Below are 19,013 nucleotides of genomic sequence, written 5' to 3'. Positions count from 1 at the left end.
GCAGACTATTTACTCAGCATTCATTTCTTCCATCAGTTTCTTACCGTGTGCAGCAAGCATATGGTCAGGCTGTGCTTCCAAAGCTTTATCAAAATAAGCCATCGCCGCCTGCGCATCCTCACGATACCCGGCAAACGCAACACCTAAATTATAATAAGCATCGGCATGGCCTGGATCCTGTTCCACGACTAAATTCAGTTGATTGATCAATTCATCATATAATTCCGCATTGGCAAGACATAGCGCATATTGGAATCTCGCATCAACGTCATCAGGGCTCAGCTCCACCGTTCTCTGTAAATAAGGCATCGCCAATTTGGGTTGATCTAACGCCATCAATGTCAATCCAAGCATAAAGTAAGCATCGCTGTTCTCCAGTCCCAAACGAATAGCCTTTTCAAACATATCCTTCGCTTCGATTAATTTAGTATCGGTTTCATAGTATAAGTTTCCTAATGAATAGTAAGCCGCCGCTGCATTTTCATCCAGCTCAATCGCCTTTTTGTAAAACTTGACCGCTTTATCCGTTTCACCCACGGCAGTCAGTACATTCCCAAAGTTTATGTAGGCAACAGGCTCATTTGGGTTTTCCTCGATCGCCTCATTAAAAACTTTCGCCGCTTCTTCGTATTTTCCTTGCTGCATAAACTCAATTCCTTGTTGATTCTTATCCATGATCATTTCACACTCCATTTTTCATATTAAAAAGTATAGCATAAGCCATCGGTCGAATTCAGACAGCACACCCTTAATCCAAAAGAAGTCCCCAACCGCAAACACAGCTGGGGACATGCTTATTTTACCCTACGTAAGTCAGTTTTTCACCTTTTTTAAATACTTCATCAATCGTACCGCCACCCAGGCACACTTCTCCATCATAGAATACGACTGCCTGTCCAGGTGTGATTGCGCGGACTGGCTCGTCAAAGATGACTTCGACATCACCATTTTCCAGAACCTTCACCTTAACACCGCTATCCTCTTGACGGTACCTGAACTTTGCCGTACATGTAAATTCACCAGCAGGTATATGTTCCGCTACCCAGCTGACATTCACTGCACGAAGGGAATTGGAATACAGCACATCATTATCAAAGCCTTGACACACATATAACAGATTGCGCTTCAAGTCTTTTCCCGCAACAAACCAAGGTTCGCCGCTGCCGCCAATCCCTAGACCGTGACGCTGACCAATCGTGTAATACATCAATCCGTCATGCTTGCCCATGACCTTTCCATCCATCGTGACCATATCACCGGGCTGTGCTGGTAGGTAATTGCTTAAAAACTCTTTGAAATTGCGTTCACCGATAAAACAGATGCCTGTTGAATCTTTTTTCGTTGCCGTAGCAAGACCCGCTTCTTTCGCAATCTCACGGACTTCCTTCTTATCAATGTGCCCAAGCGGAAACATGACTTTTTCCAATTGTTCTTGAGTAAGCTGGTTCAAGAAGTAGGTTTGATCCTTATTATTATCAATACCGCGAAGCATCTTGTATTCGCCATCCCGGTATTCAACCTGTGCGTAATGGCCTGTAGCCACATAATCAGCACCAAGGCTTACCGCATGTTCTAAAAATGCCTTGAATTTGATTTCCTTATTGCACATTACATCCGGATTCGGGGTGCGGCCCGCTTTATACTCATCCAAGAAATAAGTGAATACTTTATCCCAATATTGCTTTTCGAAATTGACCGCATAATAAGGGATGCCGATTTGATTACAAACGGCAATTACATCATTGTAATCCTCCGTTGCCGTACAGACTCCGTTTTCATCTGTATCATCCCAGTTCTTCATGAATATCCCGACCACATCATAGCCTTGATTCTTCAATAGCAGGGCTGACACAGAAGAATCCACGCCTCCTGACATACCCACGACGACGCGTGTATCTTGTGGTGCTTTATTCATTCTGTCACCTCATTTATTTAAAGAAGGAATTATCTTCCAACTAATCTTTTAACGATTTTCACGGTGGTTTCAGCAGCATGCCTGACTTCCTCTTCCGTGTTGTTCAAACCGAAGCTGAAACGAATCGAATTCTTCGTCCGCTCCGAATCTTTCCCGAACATCGCCACAAGCACATGCGACGGATCGATTGACCCTGCTGTACAAGCGGATCCGCTCGATACCGCAACACCTGCCAAGTCCATATTAACGAGCATCGATTCCACATTCGTACCCGGGAAACTAATATTCAGCACATGTGGCAGCGACTGTTCCATTGATCCGTTAATTTCATATTGTACATCCGCCCCATCAAGGACGGCAAGCAATACGTCTTTATATTGCTTGTATTGCTCCGTTTTCTTTTCCATCATGCTCTGTGCAATTAAAACAGCTTCTGAAAAACCGGCAATGGCCGGCACACTCTCCGTACCCGCTCGGCGTTTGCGTTCTTGTTCCCCGCCATATAAATGCGGATTCAGCTTCAAGCCTTCACGTATATATAGAAAGCCGATTCCTTTGGGACCGTTGATTTTATGCGCTGTTACACTCAGCAAATCCACACCCAATTCACGAACATCGATAGAGATCAAACCATATGCCTGAACGGCGTCCGTGTGGAAAATGGCTTGATGACCTTTGAGCAATTGTCCAATTTCAGCAATCGGCTGGATCGTTCCGACCTCATTATTGCCGAACATGACCGAAACCAAAATCGTATCGTCCCGCAATGCCGCCTTTAAATCGGCAATGGAAATAAGCCCCGCTTCATTCACAGGTAAATATGTGATTTCAAAGCCAGACTTCTCAAGGAATTGGCATGTATGCAAAACCGCATGATGCTCGATCTCCGTCGTTATGATGTGCTTTCCTTTTTCTTCATAAGCATTCGCAACACCAATGATCGCCGTATTATCCGCCTCGGTTCCGCCGCTCGTGAAAATGATTTCATTCCGCCCGGCACCGATGCTTTTTGCAATACTCGAACGCGCCTCATCTAAAACATGGCGAGCCTCCCGCCCGAAAGCATGAATGCTCGACGGATTACCAAAGTCATGGCTCATGACTGTCATCATTCTATCGATCACATTCGGATGCATCGGTGAAGTCGCAGCATGATCTAAATATATTCTGTCCACTTTATTGTCGCCTCCATTAAAAAACGCAAGCGCCCACATAATAGGCGCATTGCTGATCACTTAAATATAGTACATATAAGAGTTGATTTCACCCGTATCCTTATAGTTCGCCAAATCCATAAGCGTCGTATTATCCAATACATCCTTCACAGCATCGCGGATCCGGATCCAAAGCTGGCGCTTCACCGGCTCTTCATCCTCAATGCCTTCAACAGGGGTAATCGGCCCTTCCAATACGCGAATGACATCACCCGAAGTAATCTCCTGAGGATCTTTAGACAAGACATACCCGCCATACGCACCACGGACACTCTTCACCAACCCTGCATTACGTAGCGGCGCAATCAACTGCTCCAAATAATGCTCCGACAGATTATGCGTCTGGGCAATCGATTTCAAACTTTTCGGGCCTTCTCCATAGTGTTTAGCAAGCTCGATCATAATCGTTAAACCATAACGGCCTTTAGTAGATATCTTCATACATATACACCTCAAATTATTTATCCGTTTCTAAATTCTTTTGAAATTATAGCATATTCCCGCCAGAAATGCATTCAACCTCCCTTCATTTGTCAAATTATCCTAATTGGAGAGGTAGGGAATATATTGTTAAAAGACGGATTATCCAGTGCCAAGGACGAATTATTATCTATCAAGGACGAATTATCTACGCCAAGGACGAATTATCCCGCATTTTGGACGAATTAACTTCTTTGTAAGACAACGTACATTTTTCAAATGAAAGTTCTGTTCTTTGACACATTTACTTTTACTAAAAGAACAGGAAACCTATCATTAATAGAGAATATTTCTATTATTAAGGAGTGGTTACTATGATGATAAAAGAATGTGAGATACCTTTAAAAGTACATATGATAGAAGCTCTAATGAGACGCTTACCACCTGATCATGCTAAGCAACCGATATTAAACTAAAGACATCAAAAAAATCAAAGCTGGATATAGTGGGGAATATAGAGTCTTATCCTCTCTAAATGCCCTTCCTGAAAAAGAGTATCTATTTTTTCATGACCTCCGTCTAATTGGATCACCCTTCCCCTTCCAAATCGACATCCTCATTGTCACTTCTTATTTTTTATTAAGGCTGTTTTCACATACTTTGTTGCTATTTACCAGGTAGTGAGTTGTGGTTGATTTCCCCTCCAGATGCTCGCTTTCCGCGGGGCGGGCGGTGAGCCTCCTCGGCGTAAACGCCTGTGGGGTCTCACCTGTCCCGCTGCTCCCGCAGGAGTCTCGCACTTCCGCTCCAATCAACCTTAAATAGTTTCGTTTTAAAAACAACAATCTTTACGAAAAGAGCCTTTATTAATTATTGAAGTGAAAAACATGGCTGGTGAAATCTATTACGACAACACATTCAATCAACATATCCGCACAAATCCAGATGGAAAAACAGAAGCTTTTGATGATCCAATTCTGCAAGTGAACCGGCAGCGCCAACAGCTAGTTGAATGGTTGAAATTTTAAAAAATCATCAATCTCCCAGTAGAAATATTAGTCGTCAGCGCCAATTCATCAACGATAATACGAGCTGAGAACAGAGATATTCATAGAAAAGTGATACGTAAAGATAGTATTCTTATAAAAATTGCAGAATTCAAAGAAAAATTTGAAAAAGAATATCTACTATATTGCTCGACGAACATACACCATATATCCCAAATATTTTGGAAAGTTATGGAATACCCCTTACCACCCTTCAAACTGGAGTATACTGCCATATGGAGAGAAGATTAAGAAAGTGGATTTGCCGTACATGTTTGCATTCTTCCCATGATGCCCGCATCTCCGCTCTTCAGGATTATGTATTCCTCGTTAAACCTACCATTACCAAAGCGAATTCCGGCAATTCCTCCAACTCAAATCTCCATCAAGTGCAAAAAAGTTATTAACTTCATTAAAATTACATCATTCCGGCAACACCAAAGGAAGAGTTTCTTTTTACGTTCGATTATTGAGGAAAGGACGAATTAATTGGTGTGAAGGACGAATTATTTCCCTGTAGGACGAATTAGCTGCCTGAAGGGCGCATTAAATACTAATTCAACTGCATTCACAGCATAATCAGCGCATTTTCCCCATAAGTTGTGATACCTTTATATTAAAAGGAGAGGTGCGCAATGAATATTAAACCGCTTGCTTTCCGGATGCGGCCTCGATCGATTGATGAGATCATCGGGCAGGAGCATCTGGTCGGTGAAGGGAAAATTATCGCAAGGATGGTGAAGGCCAAGCAGCTTTCTTCCATGATTCTGTATGGTCCGCCGGGAATTGGCAAGACATCGATTGCAAGTGCGATTGCCGGAAGCACGAAGTTTGCTTTCCGGACGCTGAATGCGGTGACCAATAATAAAAAGGATATGGAAATCGTGGCAGCCGAGGCTAAGATGTCCGGTAAAGTGATTCTGCTGCTTGATGAGGTACATCGACTCGATAAGGCAAAACAGGATTTTCTATTGCCATACCTTGAAAACGGGATGATTACCTTGATCGGTGCAACGACCAGCAATCCCTATCATGCAATCAATCCGGCTATCCGAAGCCGGTGCCAGATTTTCGAGCTCAAATCCTTGGAAACCAATGATATAACTACAGCTCTGGAACGGGCACTTCATGATGAAGAACGGGGGCTTGGTGCGTATGAAACGGATGTCAGCCTTGATGCCCTTACCCATTTCGCGACTGCTTCAAACGGAGATGTCCGCAGTGCCCTTAACGCTCTTGAGCTCGCCGTCATTTCCACTGAACCCTATGAGTCCGGAACGATTCATATAGATCTGCAAATTGCCGAAGAATGCATGCAGAAAAAAAGCTTCTCACATGATAAGGATGGAGATGCCCATTATGATGTTCTGTCGGCTTTCCAAAAATCAATTCGCGGAAGTGATGTGAATGCAGCCCTTCATTATTTGGGGCGCTTGGTCGAAGCCGGCGATCTTGTCAGCATTGCCCGCCGCATGGTGGTCATTGCCTACGAAGATATAGGTCTTGCCAATCCTCAGGCTGGTCCCAGGGCCCTCGCTGCAGTCGAAGCCGCTGAACGGCTCGGTTTTCCTGAAGCCCGGATTCCACTTGCCAACTCAGTGGTCGAGTTATGCCTATCACCCAAATCAAACACGGCCATTGTCGCAATTGATGCAGCGCTTTCCGACATTCGCAGCGGCCATAGCGGAGATGTACCGGACCATCTTAAGGATGCCCATTACAAAGGAGCCACAGATCTCGGACGCGGCATCGGTTACCTTTATCCGCATGACTACGAGAATGGCTGGGTGAAGCAGCAATACTTACCGGATAAACTGCGCAGCAAAAAATATTACAAACCGAAAAAGAGCGGGAAATTTGAACAAGCCCTGGCATCGGTCTATGAAAATATCGAGAAAAAGAAATAACTCCGGATCGCTTTAGACCGGAGTTTTTTTATTGTGGGAAATGAAAGCTTTTGACATGTCTCATATTGACAATGACCGCCTCCCCATGTGCATTCACCATCTCAATGATGCCATCTTTCACCGTACTGACCTTACCAATATTCTTCGGATGCATCCCTAAGTCGAGCACCACCAGTTTATTGGTCAGCTTTTTCATCTGTTCCTCCAATGTCCTGGCCCAGCTTAAAGATGAGACCTGTGCCAGTTGCTCTGTTTTATTCAAACCGTAAGGGCCTTTTTCATCATTTGTAACCGAAAGCCACTTCAAATGATCCATCGAGATGAACATCGTTTTAAATACGGGCGAATAAAAGACGAAATAGTTATTCATGATTCCCACGATATAGCCATGAACCGAGTGTTTTTTCGTGAGCAGGATTTCAACGAACCTCCCCTTCGCATTCATCAACAATTTTCGGAACGATGTCTCTTCGATCTCCGGCTCTCCTCCCGACCCAAACTCCTCTTCGATCATTGGAAAGGAAAAATTCTTAATGTGCCTGAATGGAATGTAACGGTACACTTTTCCAGTATACAAGACGATGATGTCCGAGCTTTCTTCAATTAAAATCCCCGCTTCATGTATATTCCCTGCAAGCTCAAGTTCCATATACTGACCTATATGTTTTGATAACAAGCGTTGCTTCCTCCTTTCTATTGAAATCAATCAAACCAAACAGTATGCTTTGTTCCAACTTGAAACCAGGTTACCTGTCATAATGGTTGCTTGGCCATTTTTTTGTCAGTTCCAAATAGCATTTGAACTGATAAAATCGTCATTAAAAAAGTTTATAGAATGAAACATCTTCCATCATGGGCAAAAGCGGCATGTCCACTTTCCATAAGAAGGCACAACAACTCCATATTGGTTGCTGTACCTGTTTGGTATTTCTTTTACCGTGGGTTTTGAGATGTTGCTTTGATTAAGTTCTCAATCCATATTTGCTTGAACGTATTTTCTCGAGGACCCCGAAGTCTCCCTAAACCTCCATTTGATGAACTGCTTGAAGAGCTTTCATATGATGAACTGCTTTCAATGAATGAACTGCTGCTTTCAACAGAAGAACTGCTGCTTTCGACTGATGAACCTTTTCTTCTGTCTGATGAACCTCTTCTTCTGTATGATGAACCTTTTCTTTTGTCTGATGAACTGCTGCTTTCATCTGATGAACTGCTCCTTTCGTCTGATGAACTGCTGCTTTCATCTGATGAACTGCTGCTTTCGTCTGATGAACTGCTGCTTTCGTCTGATGAACTGCTGCTTTCGTCTGATGAACTGCTGCTTTCGTCTGATGAACCACTTGAACTGCTTCCTTTTGACGAACCTCCAGCTGAAGAGCCTCCATTTGCAGAGTTTTCACCTTCTGCTTCTTCTTCGCAATTTTCATTTACCTGCACAGTTATAACTACGAATTGGACATGATCCGTTGTCACATAAAATAATTCTTCATGATGAACAACGATAAGGTGGCTGTCAGTAACTTCCATCAGGATGCCCTCAACTTTATTAGGTCCTCCAGCACTGATGGATACCCAATTGTGGACTAACCGCGATAGTAAGCCGTTAATTGTTTCTGTACCGTCACCAAATTGAGGCAATAACTCATTGTCCGCCAGCTCCAGCACTGTTACACTTTTAATATGGGAAATCGGGTATAGAACAAGCCCGTCTTTCTCAGTGGATATAACTAAAAACTCCTCTTTTACATCTACAACCCGGCCAACTTTGGATGCCGGACCGCCGCCATTCACTTGAATGCTGCTAGTTTGAAGTGATTCCAGCACACCTAAAAAATTTGCTGGATATACTGTTTCTTCTTCGTTGATCGAACTTAAATCAAGTTGAGTTTTTTTCGCATTCCCAACAACAATTTTCAAATGCTCGATGGCGAAATATACGAGTTGATTTTGTTCTGTTTGAATCACGATATAATCGCTCTGCACTGTTAAAAGCTTGCCTTCTCTAGAATCAGGCCCGCCTTTAAACACCCTCACAAATTTCCCTGTTAAAGCTTCAAGGTACGGTAAACCAACAGTCTCTTCCATTTTTCCTTTAGCCTCCAATAGTTATTTATACTTTAGTGATATCCGTACTGCATATATATGCGCCTTCTTTCTAATACGGACTCTGCTAATCACCCATTTTGTAGTAAATCGTCGTACGCCTAGAAAAATGTTATGAAAAAAACTCTTTCCATTCTATTCAACTTATTAAAAAAGGGCCTTCCTTTTTAATAAAAAAACTCCGGAATTTCCCCGGAGTTACTTCATCATTTACCTTATTGAACGAAATGGCCTTTCTTCCAAGTTACTTAATGGACAATTCCGTCATTTCCCCTATACTACCGCTTTAGCCAAACGCTTCCTTTGACACTGGATGGCAAATTCATCTCGATCAGCAGAATTGAAAAGGATCCTTGGAAGCAGCCAATAGAACTTTATCCTACCTCCATTTGCAACACAGACTTGCACTCCATCAAAACCTGAAAGTCTATCAGGAAAAAAAGAATACTCCAAATGGAAATTTGGAGCATGACATTACCTATGTTTTTCCTTTAGCCACCCGATTACCGATTTCCCACCGTTTTCGCGGAGATCCTCAGCTTCTTCCTTTCCAATGGCCTTACCATCCTTGATCACGATCACCTCATCAAGGATTTTCTCGATTTCCTCGATTTCATGAGTGGCCATGATAACCATTTGCCTTTCAAAATCGATATAAGACAGCAAGCTCCGTACTATCGACTCCCTAACCATAACGTCCAACCCTGAGAATGGTTCATCCAATAGCACGACCGGTGCCTCCCGAGACAGGGCCAGCACTAATTTAAGCCGTCCCCGATTACCTTTCGACATCGTACGGACCTTCTTCAGGACATCCAATTTCATGAATGCCAGCATTTCAATTGCCTTTTCCAGGTTAAAATCAGCAAATTGCGATGCATGAAAATCAATATACTGACCTGCGGTAAAATTGGAATAGAAAAAATCAAGCTCTGACAGATAAGAAACAACAGAAGCCGTACTCCTTCTTACCGGCACCCTATCGACCGTCACCTCTCCATGATCCGGTTTCGCGAGACCGGCAATCAGTTTGAGCAATGTTGACTTACCGCTGCCATTGGCCCCCAACACCCCATATATCTTCCCCACTTCAAACGTGAGTGAAACACCATCAAGGGCAGTAATGCTTCCATACTTTTTCGTAACATCATGCAGCTCAACCGTCATTTTGCATCCCCCTGCTTCTTCAGAAATTGCTGTACCGCTGTCAGCATTTCTTCTCTCGACAAGCCGATTTCTTTCATATTTTCAACGAATGTCTCGATAACTTCCGTTTGAATCCGGGTACGCAATGATGCAATCAGCACCGGATCATTTTTAACGAATGTACCCTGCCCCCTTCTCGTCTCCACAATTCCATCCCTCTCAATCTCGGTATAAGTACGCTGGATCGTATTCGGATTGACACCCATCTCGACTGCCATTTCGCGGACCGATGGCAGCTTATCCCCACTCTTTACCTCACCCCGTACAATTGAATAACAAATTCGATCGGCAACCTGTAAATAAATCGGTTTTGAAGCATGAAAATCCTCTGACATCCTTTACACCTCAATCTTTCGGTCCAAGAGCCAACATGAAGCGAGGAACAATATCACTAATGCGATAACATCCAACCCGCTTGTCAAAAGCGAAATATTCCCTCTACCTTCTAGATAAAACTCCAACTTGGCTTGAGACAAGCTAAACGACGAACCGTTAAAAGCAGGTACAGCCCATAGATCATCCAGTTTCTTATATATCTCGGTATTTCCAACCCAATTTTTCACCAAAACCATTCCTATAAACAGAAGGGACACAATCAGCCAACGAATATTTTTAATAAGCTGAATCCTTGCGAGTGCATGATACACTACCCATAAAAACATCATTAGCACGGCAATGACAATACTGACCGCCGTCATAACCCCGCCTATCTGTAACAAGCCTACTAATCCCGAAAAACTTTCCACCTGAAAGTCTGGCTGAAAATAACCGGTCGGAACCCTAAAAGCCACAAATACTAAACAGCAGGCAAATAAAATTGAAACCACCTGAAACAGCACACTTGACAATAATTTACTTCCAAGCAGCATCGCCGCAGACTGGGGATTATGAATCCACAACTGCGTCTTCCCCTCATAATTCAAACATCCAAAAATCAAAGAGAACATAATAAATGGTTGTAAGAACATGATTATCCATGTGCACATATAAAAAAGACCTGCAACTTCCAAATACCTGGATGCCAATAAAGCAATAAACACTAAGCCAACCTGTGCAACCAATAGCCAGAGAAGTGTGGATTTCCCGATCAGCCACTCCTTTATCATTAAACCTTTAAACGAATTCAACTTCCCAACCCCTTCATTATTGTTCTAGTTACATAGTACACAGTTACACCGATATATGTCAAAAGTATTATAAAATAACAAAATATACTATTCTTTTATAGTGAATTTAAATATAATAGATGAAGTGGTTACTATAAGAGGAAGGAAGTAAGATATGAGACATGAAAAAAAGACGAAAAAGAAACGGACATGGCTGAAGGTAGTCGGTATAATTGTCCTACTTTTCATATTAGCAGGGGGAGCGTTTGCCTACTCCGTATGGAATGCTCTAACTAAAACCGTTGACTCAATGCATACACCCATAGACCGTAACACGGATAAACGTACAAAAGACCTGGCACTATCGAATTAGGAGCCCTTCTCGATGCTCATGCTCGGTGTCGATGAACGTGATGGCGACAAAGGCCGTTCAGATACAATGATCGTCTTGACGGTCAATCCACAAAAGAAGTCAGTCAAAATGCTAAGCATTCCGCGTGATACACGGACCGAGATCGTCGGTCATGGTACACAGGATAAAATCAACCATGCGTTTGCTTTCGGCGGCGCAAAGATGTCCATGGATACTGTTGAGAACTTCCTCGATATCCCGATCGACTATTATATGAAGATCAATATGGTAGGATTTAAGGATATCGTTGACGCAGTCGGCGGAGTGACTGTTCAAAACGATTTGGACTTCACCTCCGATGGCATTCATTTTGCGAAAGGTTCGCATACTCTTAATGGGAAAGAAGCCTTAGCCTATTCACGAATGAGGCATGATGATCCTAATGGTGATTTTGGCCGTCAGTCCAGGCAACGTTCCATCATCGAGGCTGTCATCAGGGAGGGTGCGAGTGTTTCCTCTCTGACGAAATACAATGATGTCTTCGACGCACTAGGCAATAATATCCAGACGAATTTGACGTTTGATGACATGATGGACATCCAAAAGAACTACAGGGACGCTAGCAAAAGCATTACCCAATCATCCATAAATGGCAAAGGAACGAAAATCGACGGAATCTACTACTATATTGTGTCGGATGAGGAAAAAGAAAAGGTTCAATCCGAATTAAAAGAACAATTATCCATCAAATAAGAAAAAATGAAAAAGCTGTCCGGGCCTGCATCCCGACAGCTTTTTCATTTTCACCGTCCAATAATCTGACAAAAAACGAACACCAATTGTAGAGATTTGTTGGAATTTTTGTTGTTTATTAGGCATGAAAAAACGGTATAATCTAGTATGAGCTGATACTTACATTTCCCCTTGCCCCTTTCATCACTTGACACTATTATTCTTTGGACCCGGAATTCCATCAACCATCATTCATCAACCATAATAAATAATCCTAAACAAAAGGAGTGGATTTAATTGAAAATCAAAGCAGGCAGCTGGGCTATGCTAAGCACACAGGACAAAATGTTTATTCTGAAAGCCATCAGTGATCGCTCAAGAATGAAATATGTTTCATGATAAGTAGACCTATTGGATCATTATACGAGAGCATCGCCTCTCCCTTTTCACTAAAACGAACTTGTGCCTGAAAAAGGAGAGGAATCTATTCAAACTGATAATTCCATAACAAACGCCATTCGCCTTTTTCTTTAACGACATAGCAATCCTGTTCCAATGTAAACACCCCAAAACGAGAATTGAAGACCTGTGTAACTGGAATTTTAAAGGCCGTTTTATGCACCCTTCCATCCTTATCCAGACTCCAGTTCTTCACTTTCTTAACACGGCCTACATCATACTGAAAGGTCTCCACATCCATATGCTGTAAAAACACATGGGAGCGGTTTTGCACATAATCTGCCCGATTCGGAAACCGCAGCTTCATTTCAGAACTTAACAAATCCCAGGACTTCCCGAACTCCGCTTCGCTTTCATACTCATAAAAATCTTCCACCACGCTTTTTGAGCCGCTCGGCCAAAGAAAAATGATCCAAGCCCCTGCAGCCAATGCCAGGAGAATAATCGCCAATGCTCCCAGTGGAACCTTATTCTGTCTCCTCACTCATCAATCACCCTCACAGGTTATCATTCATTTATATATATAGGGGAAAACGATAAAAAAGAAGCATGTTATTAGACAAAGCCGTTCTCTTTTGAGGTACCGCATGCTAGTTTAATAAATAATTGTTGTATTCCCTTTATGCAGTCGCAATCCCTCTAACTTCGGCATGTTAATAAAACAAGCTGTAATGAGTGGTTTAGGCTTTTCCGTATTGCCTTACATCACGGTAAAAAACGAGATTGAAAAGGGATCCTTAAATATTATTGAACATAATGAAAGATTTGAGCCGATTTACTCACATCTACTCGTCAAGCCGAAAAAATGGCAATCCCCAGCGGTTGAAAAATTTATTGAGTTAACATTGGAATCTGTATAGCCATCGACTTATGGAATTAAAAGATTTCCATCCTAAAAAACACTAAAAGCAGTGCGATTTCACTTGCGAAATCCACTGCTTTTACTTGTTTTCATTCAATTTTTCCTGTGCGGACACTCCAAAAGAAAGCATATTGTTAGTAGTTTATGTGAAAGGATCTCTCAGATTCTAGGACTTCTCCATCGATAAAAGAAAAGAAAAAAGAAAATTCCCAGCAAACCGCCAAACGTGTCCAGCATGACATCCTGCCACAAGGGAGTTCGGCCACCCGTTAGTTTTTGATGCAGCTCGTCAGCACTCGCATAAAAAAGGATGCATAAAAAAGCGCCTGGAAACGAAAGAACAGGATTCTTCACAAAACGGCGCCAAACACCATATGTCAATAATCCAAACACAAAAAAGATAAAAAGATGGGCACCCTTCCGAAGGAAAAACTCCAGAAAACCATTCACCCCTGCTGTTTGGGCACTCACTTCAACGCCACCATACATGAATGAAATGCCGCTTAATCTATCATACCAATACGGCGTATTGAACTGCGTTAATAAAGGGGAAATGCTTTGCTCCTCATACGTTTGCGAGGAAAAAAAGAAGATGACCATCGCCCATAAAACGAGCAAACCCGGGACGTAGTATCTACGGATCATATACTATCAGGTTCTTCCATGATCCCGCTTAATTTTTCCTTAATCTCGTCCACAAGTTCATTTACAGTAACATCCTGCCCAGACTCTCCTTTGGCAAAAGTGTCTTTTAAAATATCAAAAAAATCCATTCGAATGTTCTCCACTCCAATATCATTGAGCCACCACTTCATACTGTTGTCCTAATCCTTTTTTTCAAAAATAAGGAATATAGCTCTTTTTATTTGATAATCACATAAAAAGTGGTGATTGGCAAGCGGAATTAATCTACAAAAGGGTAAAATCTGAATTTTTAAAGAAATGATCACAAAAAGTTCATAACTGACGGAATATGAAAATCAGCAGTTGAATACATGCAGTTCATTTGGTGTAAGATCCAAATGAAAAAAAACCAAAAAAAGGGGCGATTCCTCAGCCCCTTCGATACCCTCTATGATTGCCCCATTAAATAAGTCATCAATGAAATCAATACTAAAGTAATGGTGATATAAGTCCCGATAAAAATTTTCTTGCTTCTCTGTTTCTTTTCATAAACTTCCTCGAACGTAATGAATTTGTTTTTTGTCATCAAATAATCTCCTTTTATTTTGATGGCAGCTATCTGACATCGCCTTCCGCGAAGTCCCTTTGCTTGATCTTTATAGTTATATCGGCATACAACCGAAAACGTTTAGGTATTATTCACTATTTTCTCATGGCTGCAATTTTAAATCCATATCCATTTACCTATTAGTAAATAAAAAGGATAGAAATTCACCCTTTGCCAAAAATAACAAAAAGGACATCAACGAGAGGAAGAGAAAAATGGATGCAGAAATGCAGGAGAAATGCGGGGTATTTGGAGTGTTTAATCACCCCAAAGCAGCCGAATTAACTTATTACGGACTTCATTCACTTCAACACCGTGGTCAGGAGAGTGCAGGAATTGTGGCTAGTGATGGGAAATCATTCAGGAATCACAGGGGAATGGGATTAGTTACCCAAGTATTTTCACGGGACATCCTTGATGGGTTAAGCGGAAATATGGCCATTGGTCATGTACGATATTCAACTTCTGGTGAAAGTTTACTGCAAAACGCACAGCCCCTCGTTTTTAAATATAGCGAGGGGGACTTGGCTGTTGCTCATAATGGCAACCTCGTAAATGCAAGGATAGAACGGGATGTGTTACAACAGCAGGGAAGCATATTTCAAACAACAACCGATACTGAAATTATTGCCCACTTAATAGCTCGTTCAAGTAAAAAGCATTTCGCAGAAAGCGCACCTGATATGCTTAAACGTATCGACGGTTCATTTGCCTTGATTATAATGACTGAAAAACAAATGCTAATTGCCTTGGATCGTCATGGGTTACGACCGCTTAGCCTTGGGAAAATTGGCGAATCAATCATCGCCTCCTCAGAAACATGCGCTTTAAATGCGGTTGATGCTAAGTTCTGGCGGGAAGTTGAACCGGGTGAATGGCTTCTTATAGATGAAAATGGAATTCAAACTGGAAGATTTGCGGAAAAAGGTAAGGTTTCCCTTTGCTCCTTTGAATTTGTCTATTTTGCCCGTCCAGATAGCGTCATTCAAGGAAGAAGTGTCTTAGCAATCCGAAAGCAATTAGGTCAAATTCTGGCAAAAGAACATCCGACACAGGCTGATGTTGTCGTTGCAGTTCCCGAATCAAGCGTCCCTGCCGCCATTGGTTTCTCCCAACAATCAGGAATTCCATATGAAATGGGGATTATTAAAAACCCTTATGCTGGTCGTTCATTCATTGAGCCCACGCAAGAATTGCGCGAATTAGCTGTTCGACTGAAATTAAGCGCTGTGCAAGAAATCTTGGAAGGAAAAAGGGTGGTATTAGTCGATGATTCGATTGTTAGGGGAACGACAAGCAAGCGCATTGTCCAATTGATTCGGCAAGCAGGTGCCATGGAGGTCCATGTAAGAATTAGTTCACCTATGGTTAGAAACCCTTGTTTTTATGGAGTGGATATGCCAACTAAGGAAGAACTATTTGCCAACAAACACGAACACGAACGAGCGATGGGACAGGTTATCGGGGCAGATTCATTAGCCTTTTTAAGCACCGAAGGGTTATTAGAGGCAGTAGATGTAGATCTTGGAGAAACTAGCAGTCGCTGTATAGCCTGTTTTAGTGGGGCTTACCCAACTGATATTTGAAGGATATGGCAGGCACCACACAAAAACAACTGTCTTTGTGTGATGCCTAAAACCCCATTTTCCTAATATTAAACCCACGCTGTATTTCTCCTCCTGACAGCCGAACTCCTCGATCACCAATGAGTGTATCTTTTTATTCCGAGTCTTTAATTTCTTATCTTATAAGTTCATTATAATTTTGATCCAACCGAAAAATGACAACCATAAGGGCAGACTGAATAAAGTTCCCCATATGATTCCCTTCATAATATTTGCAGGTCCATCCATAATAAAAATCCCTCTCATATAAGTTGATTTTATTATTGTGTCCATGATTCATTGTTCAGGATACCCTTTCATATGTTTTTGGTAAAAAAGTCCATAAAAAAAAGACTGAATATCAGTCTTCCATAAAGTAAATATTTATTAACTCATTATGAACTTTTTATCTCTATTACCTACAATGAACTCCCGCACATCTTCAATGGATAATCCTAAATTTTTAGCCTCTAAAATTAAATAAACCCATTCTTCTAATTCATTTTTTGCTTTCATGACAAATTCCGCCCCATTTGTGGTAACTCAGCCGCCATAGCATTTAGCCTTAGACCTGTAATTTTGCGTCCCTACTTTTCAATAGGTTTGCTTTTCTCAAAATATTTAACATTTTATTTTCCCATTTAGTTTCATAGCGCTAAATTTGCGCTTTTACCTTTTTAAGAAGTCAACATCCCAAGATATTTTTTCTAAGCCTTTAATACTATATTCATGTTAATTATACTTTAAAACTAAAGTATTAATCATTAATACTTTTCGTTAATTTCTGCCAACATTCTACAAAATTCTTCAAAAAAATCGTCTTAAAACTAGGCAAATAGGGAATTTTTTATCAATCACAAACAACCTGAACTACCATTATAGAAATGCATTAATTTAACTTTCTTCGACGTTTATTAAAAACTTTCATAAAAATACTTCCTTCATCATGTTTTAAAAAACTTTACTCCAACTAATTTTAAAGGTGTCCATATTTCTCTCATTTGGTATAAAGGCATTAAAATTCATCCTTTCTTCTATTACTCATTAATTGAGATTTTGCTTTTAATAAATGATAAGTATATAAAAAGTAGAATTTATTATTTTACATTTTTCAATACTTTATTTAATCCTTCAATAGAATTGACAGGTTACTTCTAATCTAACGAACACGTCGTTCTTTATAACGAATATCCAAATTGAACTTACCATCTTTACATTATTATGTAAATCAGCATTATTGGTCTATTTGATAAACTAATTTGTATCCCTCTTAAGACTAATTAGCATCAGTAGCTTGAATGTTTCCTCTTTAAATCCATTACTGCTGGATGATCCGCAAAATCCAGACCTTAAGTGAATTAAGGGTAGAAACAATATCTACCCTCCTCGACAAAAGCCCGAAATCCCTTTTTCATAATCTGAAACTTCGATTTAACTTTTCAAATATTCTCCTTATTATTAAATACTAATAGTACTCCAATTAAACATTTAATAATGGGGAATTAGGATAATTTTGTTGAATTTTAACTTTTTTTGTCTAAATTTGTCTGTTTCAAAGAACTATATATACTTTATTAAGAACAAGTGCTATATTATAAAAAAATGATTCGGAGGAGGATATGACTAGAAGATATGAGGAATTGGACTCACTAAGGGGTTTAGCCGCTCTCATTGTGTTAATTGGGCATTATTTGATGGTTTACCCATCCTATTCAAATTATCAATACGATTCAAACAGTCCCTATATGATTTATTTGTTCAAGGAAACTCCTCTACGCCTTATTTTCAGTAGTGGAAATGAATCTGTCATTCTATTTTTTGTATTGAGTGGTTTTGTTTTGTATTTATCAGTTAATAGTGCTAAGTTCCACTATTCTACATATTTAATAAAACGAGTGTTTCGCATTTATATACCATATCTAGTGGCAATAAGCGTGGCTATATTGGCGAAAAGGCTTTTAAGCCATATTGATTTGCCTTTTATCACTGACTGGTTTAGTAAATCTTGGACAACTTTGGACACTCCTGCCTTATTATTAGAACATCTTTTGTTTATTGGTCAGTTCAATACAGACGCATATAACAATGTAATATGGTCACTTGTCCACGAAATGAGAATTTCAATTATATTCCCTGTACTGGTACTTTTATTTATACGAAGAAAGCTCAAATATTCATTATTATGGCTTTTTGTTTTAATTTTTTCTTCGACAGTGTGTTTATATTTATTTGGTTCTAATGTGGATATAACCAGCATTATTCTAAGTTTCCATTATAGTACTCTTTTTTTAATGGGAGCTATATTAGCAAAATATCGACATCCACTCTTTGCCTATACCTTTAAAATGAAAAAGATTGTAAAAACCTCATTGCTGATGTGGGCGATTATCTGTTTTATGTACGAAGGAATTATTGGCGAAGTGGATTTTTTAAACAATTATATTTTCAGGGATTATGTGGTCTCGTCCGGTGTTTGCATATTTATCACCATGAGCGTATCTTCCCAAAAAGTTTCAAGTCTCTTAAGGTCTAGAATGCTAACGTTTCTAGGGAAAATTTCATATAGCTTATATTTGTATCATCTCATATCCTTATTCTCATTCATGTACCTATTCTATAACAAGCTTCCTACCGGTTTAATATTGTTCTTTTCATTTTTCTTTTCTTTTTTACTCTCTTATGTTGCTTACCTATTCGTGGAAAAACCATGCATGAACCTCGGATCGTATTTCACGAGAAACAAACAAGGTACAGAAATATCCAATGTTCCGATAGCTCTAAAACGCAAATTAGGATAATTGCTTACTATTCTATTCCTGCCGTATTGCAAAGTTTAGAAACGTATTCTTTTTCTTA

General features: G+C 40.5%; 19 protein-coding genes, 2 pseudogenes and 1 riboswitch. Of the genes and pseudogenes, 7 read left to right on the top strand and 14 right to left on the bottom strand.

Features of this window, described 5'->3' with window-relative positions:
- Positions 1-9 precede the first annotated feature (9 nt).
- From N9I19_RS07440 to cymR, 4 genes are all read right to left on the bottom strand, one after another.
- Positions 10-675, bottom strand: coding sequence for a tetratricopeptide repeat protein (locus N9I19_RS07440; RefSeq protein ID WP_317777384.1), 666 nt, complete (start codon positions 673-675; stop codon positions 10-12).
- Positions 676-799: 124 nt separating this feature from the next.
- Entirely contained in the window at positions 800-1,915 is a 1,116-nt protein-coding gene (gene mnmA, locus N9I19_RS07435; RefSeq protein ID WP_317777383.1) for a tRNA 2-thiouridine(34) synthase MnmA, read from the bottom strand.
- 29 nt (positions 1,916-1,944) lie between these two features.
- Positions 1,945-3,090, bottom strand: a complete 1,146-nt coding sequence (locus N9I19_RS07430; protein ID WP_061464164.1) for a cysteine desulfurase family protein — start codon at positions 3,088-3,090, stop codon at positions 1,945-1,947.
- 60 nt (positions 3,091-3,150) lie between these two features.
- On the bottom strand, positions 3,151-3,570 hold the full coding sequence (cymR, locus tag N9I19_RS07425; RefSeq protein WP_089361582.1) for a cysteine metabolism transcriptional regulator CymR: 420 nt from the start codon (positions 3,568-3,570) through the stop codon (positions 3,151-3,153).
- Between the two features lie 459 nt (positions 3,571-4,029).
- Between cymR and N9I19_RS25200 the strand changes: the two genes are divergently transcribed.
- The 3 genes from N9I19_RS25200 (at position 4,030) to N9I19_RS07415 (ending at position 6,502) form a co-directional block, all read left to right on the top strand.
- Positions 4,030-4,230 (top strand): nuclease-related domain-containing protein, encoded by a 201-nt coding sequence (locus N9I19_RS25200; protein WP_089361773.1) that lies wholly within the window; start codon positions 4,030-4,032, stop codon positions 4,228-4,230.
- A gap of 188 nt (positions 4,231-4,418) precedes the next feature.
- Complete coding sequence (locus N9I19_RS07420; RefSeq protein WP_317777409.1) at positions 4,419-4,577, top strand: nuclease-related domain-containing protein; 159 nt, start codon at positions 4,419-4,421, stop codon at positions 4,575-4,577.
- A 653-nt stretch (positions 4,578-5,230) separates the two neighbouring features.
- Positions 5,231-6,502: a replication-associated recombination protein A gene (locus N9I19_RS07415; RefSeq protein ID WP_317777382.1), complete on the top strand. Its 1,272-nt coding sequence runs from the start codon at positions 5,231-5,233 to the stop codon at positions 6,500-6,502.
- A 28-nt stretch (positions 6,503-6,530) separates the two neighbouring features.
- Here the strand turns inward: N9I19_RS07415 and N9I19_RS07410 are convergent, their stop codons facing one another.
- The 5 genes from N9I19_RS07410 to N9I19_RS07390 all read right to left on the bottom strand — a co-directional run bounded on the left by N9I19_RS07410 (position 6,531) and on the right by N9I19_RS07390 (position 10,938).
- Positions 6,531-7,178 carry a DUF2642 domain-containing protein gene (locus N9I19_RS07410; protein WP_317777381.1) on the bottom strand — a complete coding sequence of 216 codons (648 nt, stop codon included), beginning with the start codon at positions 7,176-7,178 and terminating at the stop codon, positions 6,531-6,533.
- A 257-nt stretch (positions 7,179-7,435) separates the two neighbouring features.
- Positions 7,436-8,587 carry a hypothetical protein gene (locus tag N9I19_RS07405; RefSeq protein WP_317777380.1) on the bottom strand — a complete coding sequence of 384 codons (1,152 nt, stop codon included), beginning with the start codon at positions 8,585-8,587 and terminating at the stop codon, positions 7,436-7,438.
- Between the two features lie 492 nt (positions 8,588-9,079).
- Positions 9,080-9,772, bottom strand: a complete 693-nt coding sequence (locus N9I19_RS07400; protein WP_317777379.1) for an ABC transporter ATP-binding protein — start codon at positions 9,770-9,772, stop codon at positions 9,080-9,082.
- On the bottom strand, positions 9,769-10,146 hold the full coding sequence (locus N9I19_RS07395; RefSeq protein ID WP_317777378.1) for a GntR family transcriptional regulator: 378 nt from the start codon (positions 10,144-10,146) through the stop codon (positions 9,769-9,771). The genes N9I19_RS07400 and N9I19_RS07395 overlap by 4 nt, the downstream gene beginning before the upstream one ends.
- A gap of 3 nt (positions 10,147-10,149) precedes the next feature.
- Positions 10,150-10,938 carry a hypothetical protein gene (locus tag N9I19_RS07390; RefSeq protein WP_089361590.1) on the bottom strand — a complete coding sequence of 263 codons (789 nt, stop codon included), beginning with the start codon at positions 10,936-10,938 and terminating at the stop codon, positions 10,150-10,152.
- 154 nt (positions 10,939-11,092) lie between these two features.
- Here N9I19_RS07390 and tagU point away from each other — a divergent pair.
- Positions 11,093-12,022, top strand: a pseudogene (gene tagU, locus N9I19_RS07385) (polyisoprenyl-teichoic acid--peptidoglycan teichoic acid transferase TagU).
- 463 nt (positions 12,023-12,485) lie between these two features.
- Here the strand turns inward: tagU and N9I19_RS07380 are convergent.
- Complete coding sequence (locus N9I19_RS07380; RefSeq protein WP_317777377.1) at positions 12,486-12,944, bottom strand: hypothetical protein; 459 nt, start codon at positions 12,942-12,944, stop codon at positions 12,486-12,488.
- A 172-nt stretch (positions 12,945-13,116) separates the two neighbouring features.
- On the opposite strand from N9I19_RS07380, the pseudogene N9I19_RS07375 reads away from it, so the two are divergent.
- Positions 13,117-13,320, top strand: a pseudogene (locus N9I19_RS07375) (LysR substrate-binding domain-containing protein); the annotation flags it as partial.
- Between the two features lie 161 nt (positions 13,321-13,481).
- On the opposite strand, the gene N9I19_RS07370 reads toward N9I19_RS07375, so the two are convergent.
- From N9I19_RS07370 to N9I19_RS07360, 3 genes are all read right to left on the bottom strand, one after another.
- Positions 13,482-13,967, bottom strand: coding sequence for a VanZ family protein (locus tag N9I19_RS07370; RefSeq protein WP_061464175.1), 486 nt, complete (start codon positions 13,965-13,967; stop codon positions 13,482-13,484).
- The gene (locus tag N9I19_RS07365; RefSeq protein ID WP_260398957.1) at positions 13,964-14,095 is read right to left on the bottom strand and encodes a YwzD family small protein; all 132 of its coding nucleotides are present in this window, start codon (positions 14,093-14,095) and stop codon (positions 13,964-13,966) included. The genes N9I19_RS07370 and N9I19_RS07365 overlap by 4 nt, the downstream gene beginning before the upstream one ends.
- A gap of 299 nt (positions 14,096-14,394) precedes the next feature.
- On the bottom strand, positions 14,395-14,532 hold the full coding sequence (locus N9I19_RS07360) for a hypothetical protein (protein WP_289337304.1): 138 nt from the start codon (positions 14,530-14,532) through the stop codon (positions 14,395-14,397).
- A gap of 236 nt (positions 14,533-14,768) precedes the next feature.
- On the opposite strand from N9I19_RS07360, the gene purF reads away from it, so the two are divergent.
- Positions 14,769-16,139 carry an amidophosphoribosyltransferase gene (gene purF, locus N9I19_RS07355; RefSeq protein WP_317777376.1) on the top strand — a complete coding sequence of 457 codons (1,371 nt, stop codon included), beginning with the start codon at positions 14,769-14,771 and terminating at the stop codon, positions 16,137-16,139.
- Positions 16,140-16,544: 405 nt separating this feature from the next.
- Here the strand turns inward: purF and N9I19_RS07350 are convergent, their stop codons facing one another.
- The gene (locus N9I19_RS07350) at positions 16,545-16,673 is read right to left on the bottom strand and encodes an anti-repressor SinI family protein (RefSeq protein ID WP_317777375.1); all 129 of its coding nucleotides are present in this window, start codon (positions 16,671-16,673) and stop codon (positions 16,545-16,547) included.
- Positions 16,674-16,691: 18 nt separating this feature from the next.
- A riboswitch (cyclic di-GMP riboswitch) is annotated at positions 16,692-16,775 on the bottom strand.
- A 1,001-nt stretch (positions 16,776-17,776) separates the two neighbouring features.
- Between N9I19_RS07350 and N9I19_RS07345 the strand changes: the two genes are divergently transcribed.
- Positions 17,777-18,955, top strand: a complete 1,179-nt coding sequence (locus tag N9I19_RS07345; protein WP_317777374.1) for an acyltransferase family protein — start codon at positions 17,777-17,779, stop codon at positions 18,953-18,955.
- Positions 18,956-19,013: the final 58 nt, after the last annotated feature.

The sequence above is a fragment of the Peribacillus sp. CSMR9 genome, from assembly GCF_033141925.1.
Taxonomy (GTDB): Bacteria; Bacillota; Bacilli; order Bacillales; family DSM-1321; genus Peribacillus; species Peribacillus simplex_A.
The sequence above is the reverse complement of the archived record's forward strand: the minus strand, read 5'-3'. Positions and strand labels throughout refer to the sequence as shown.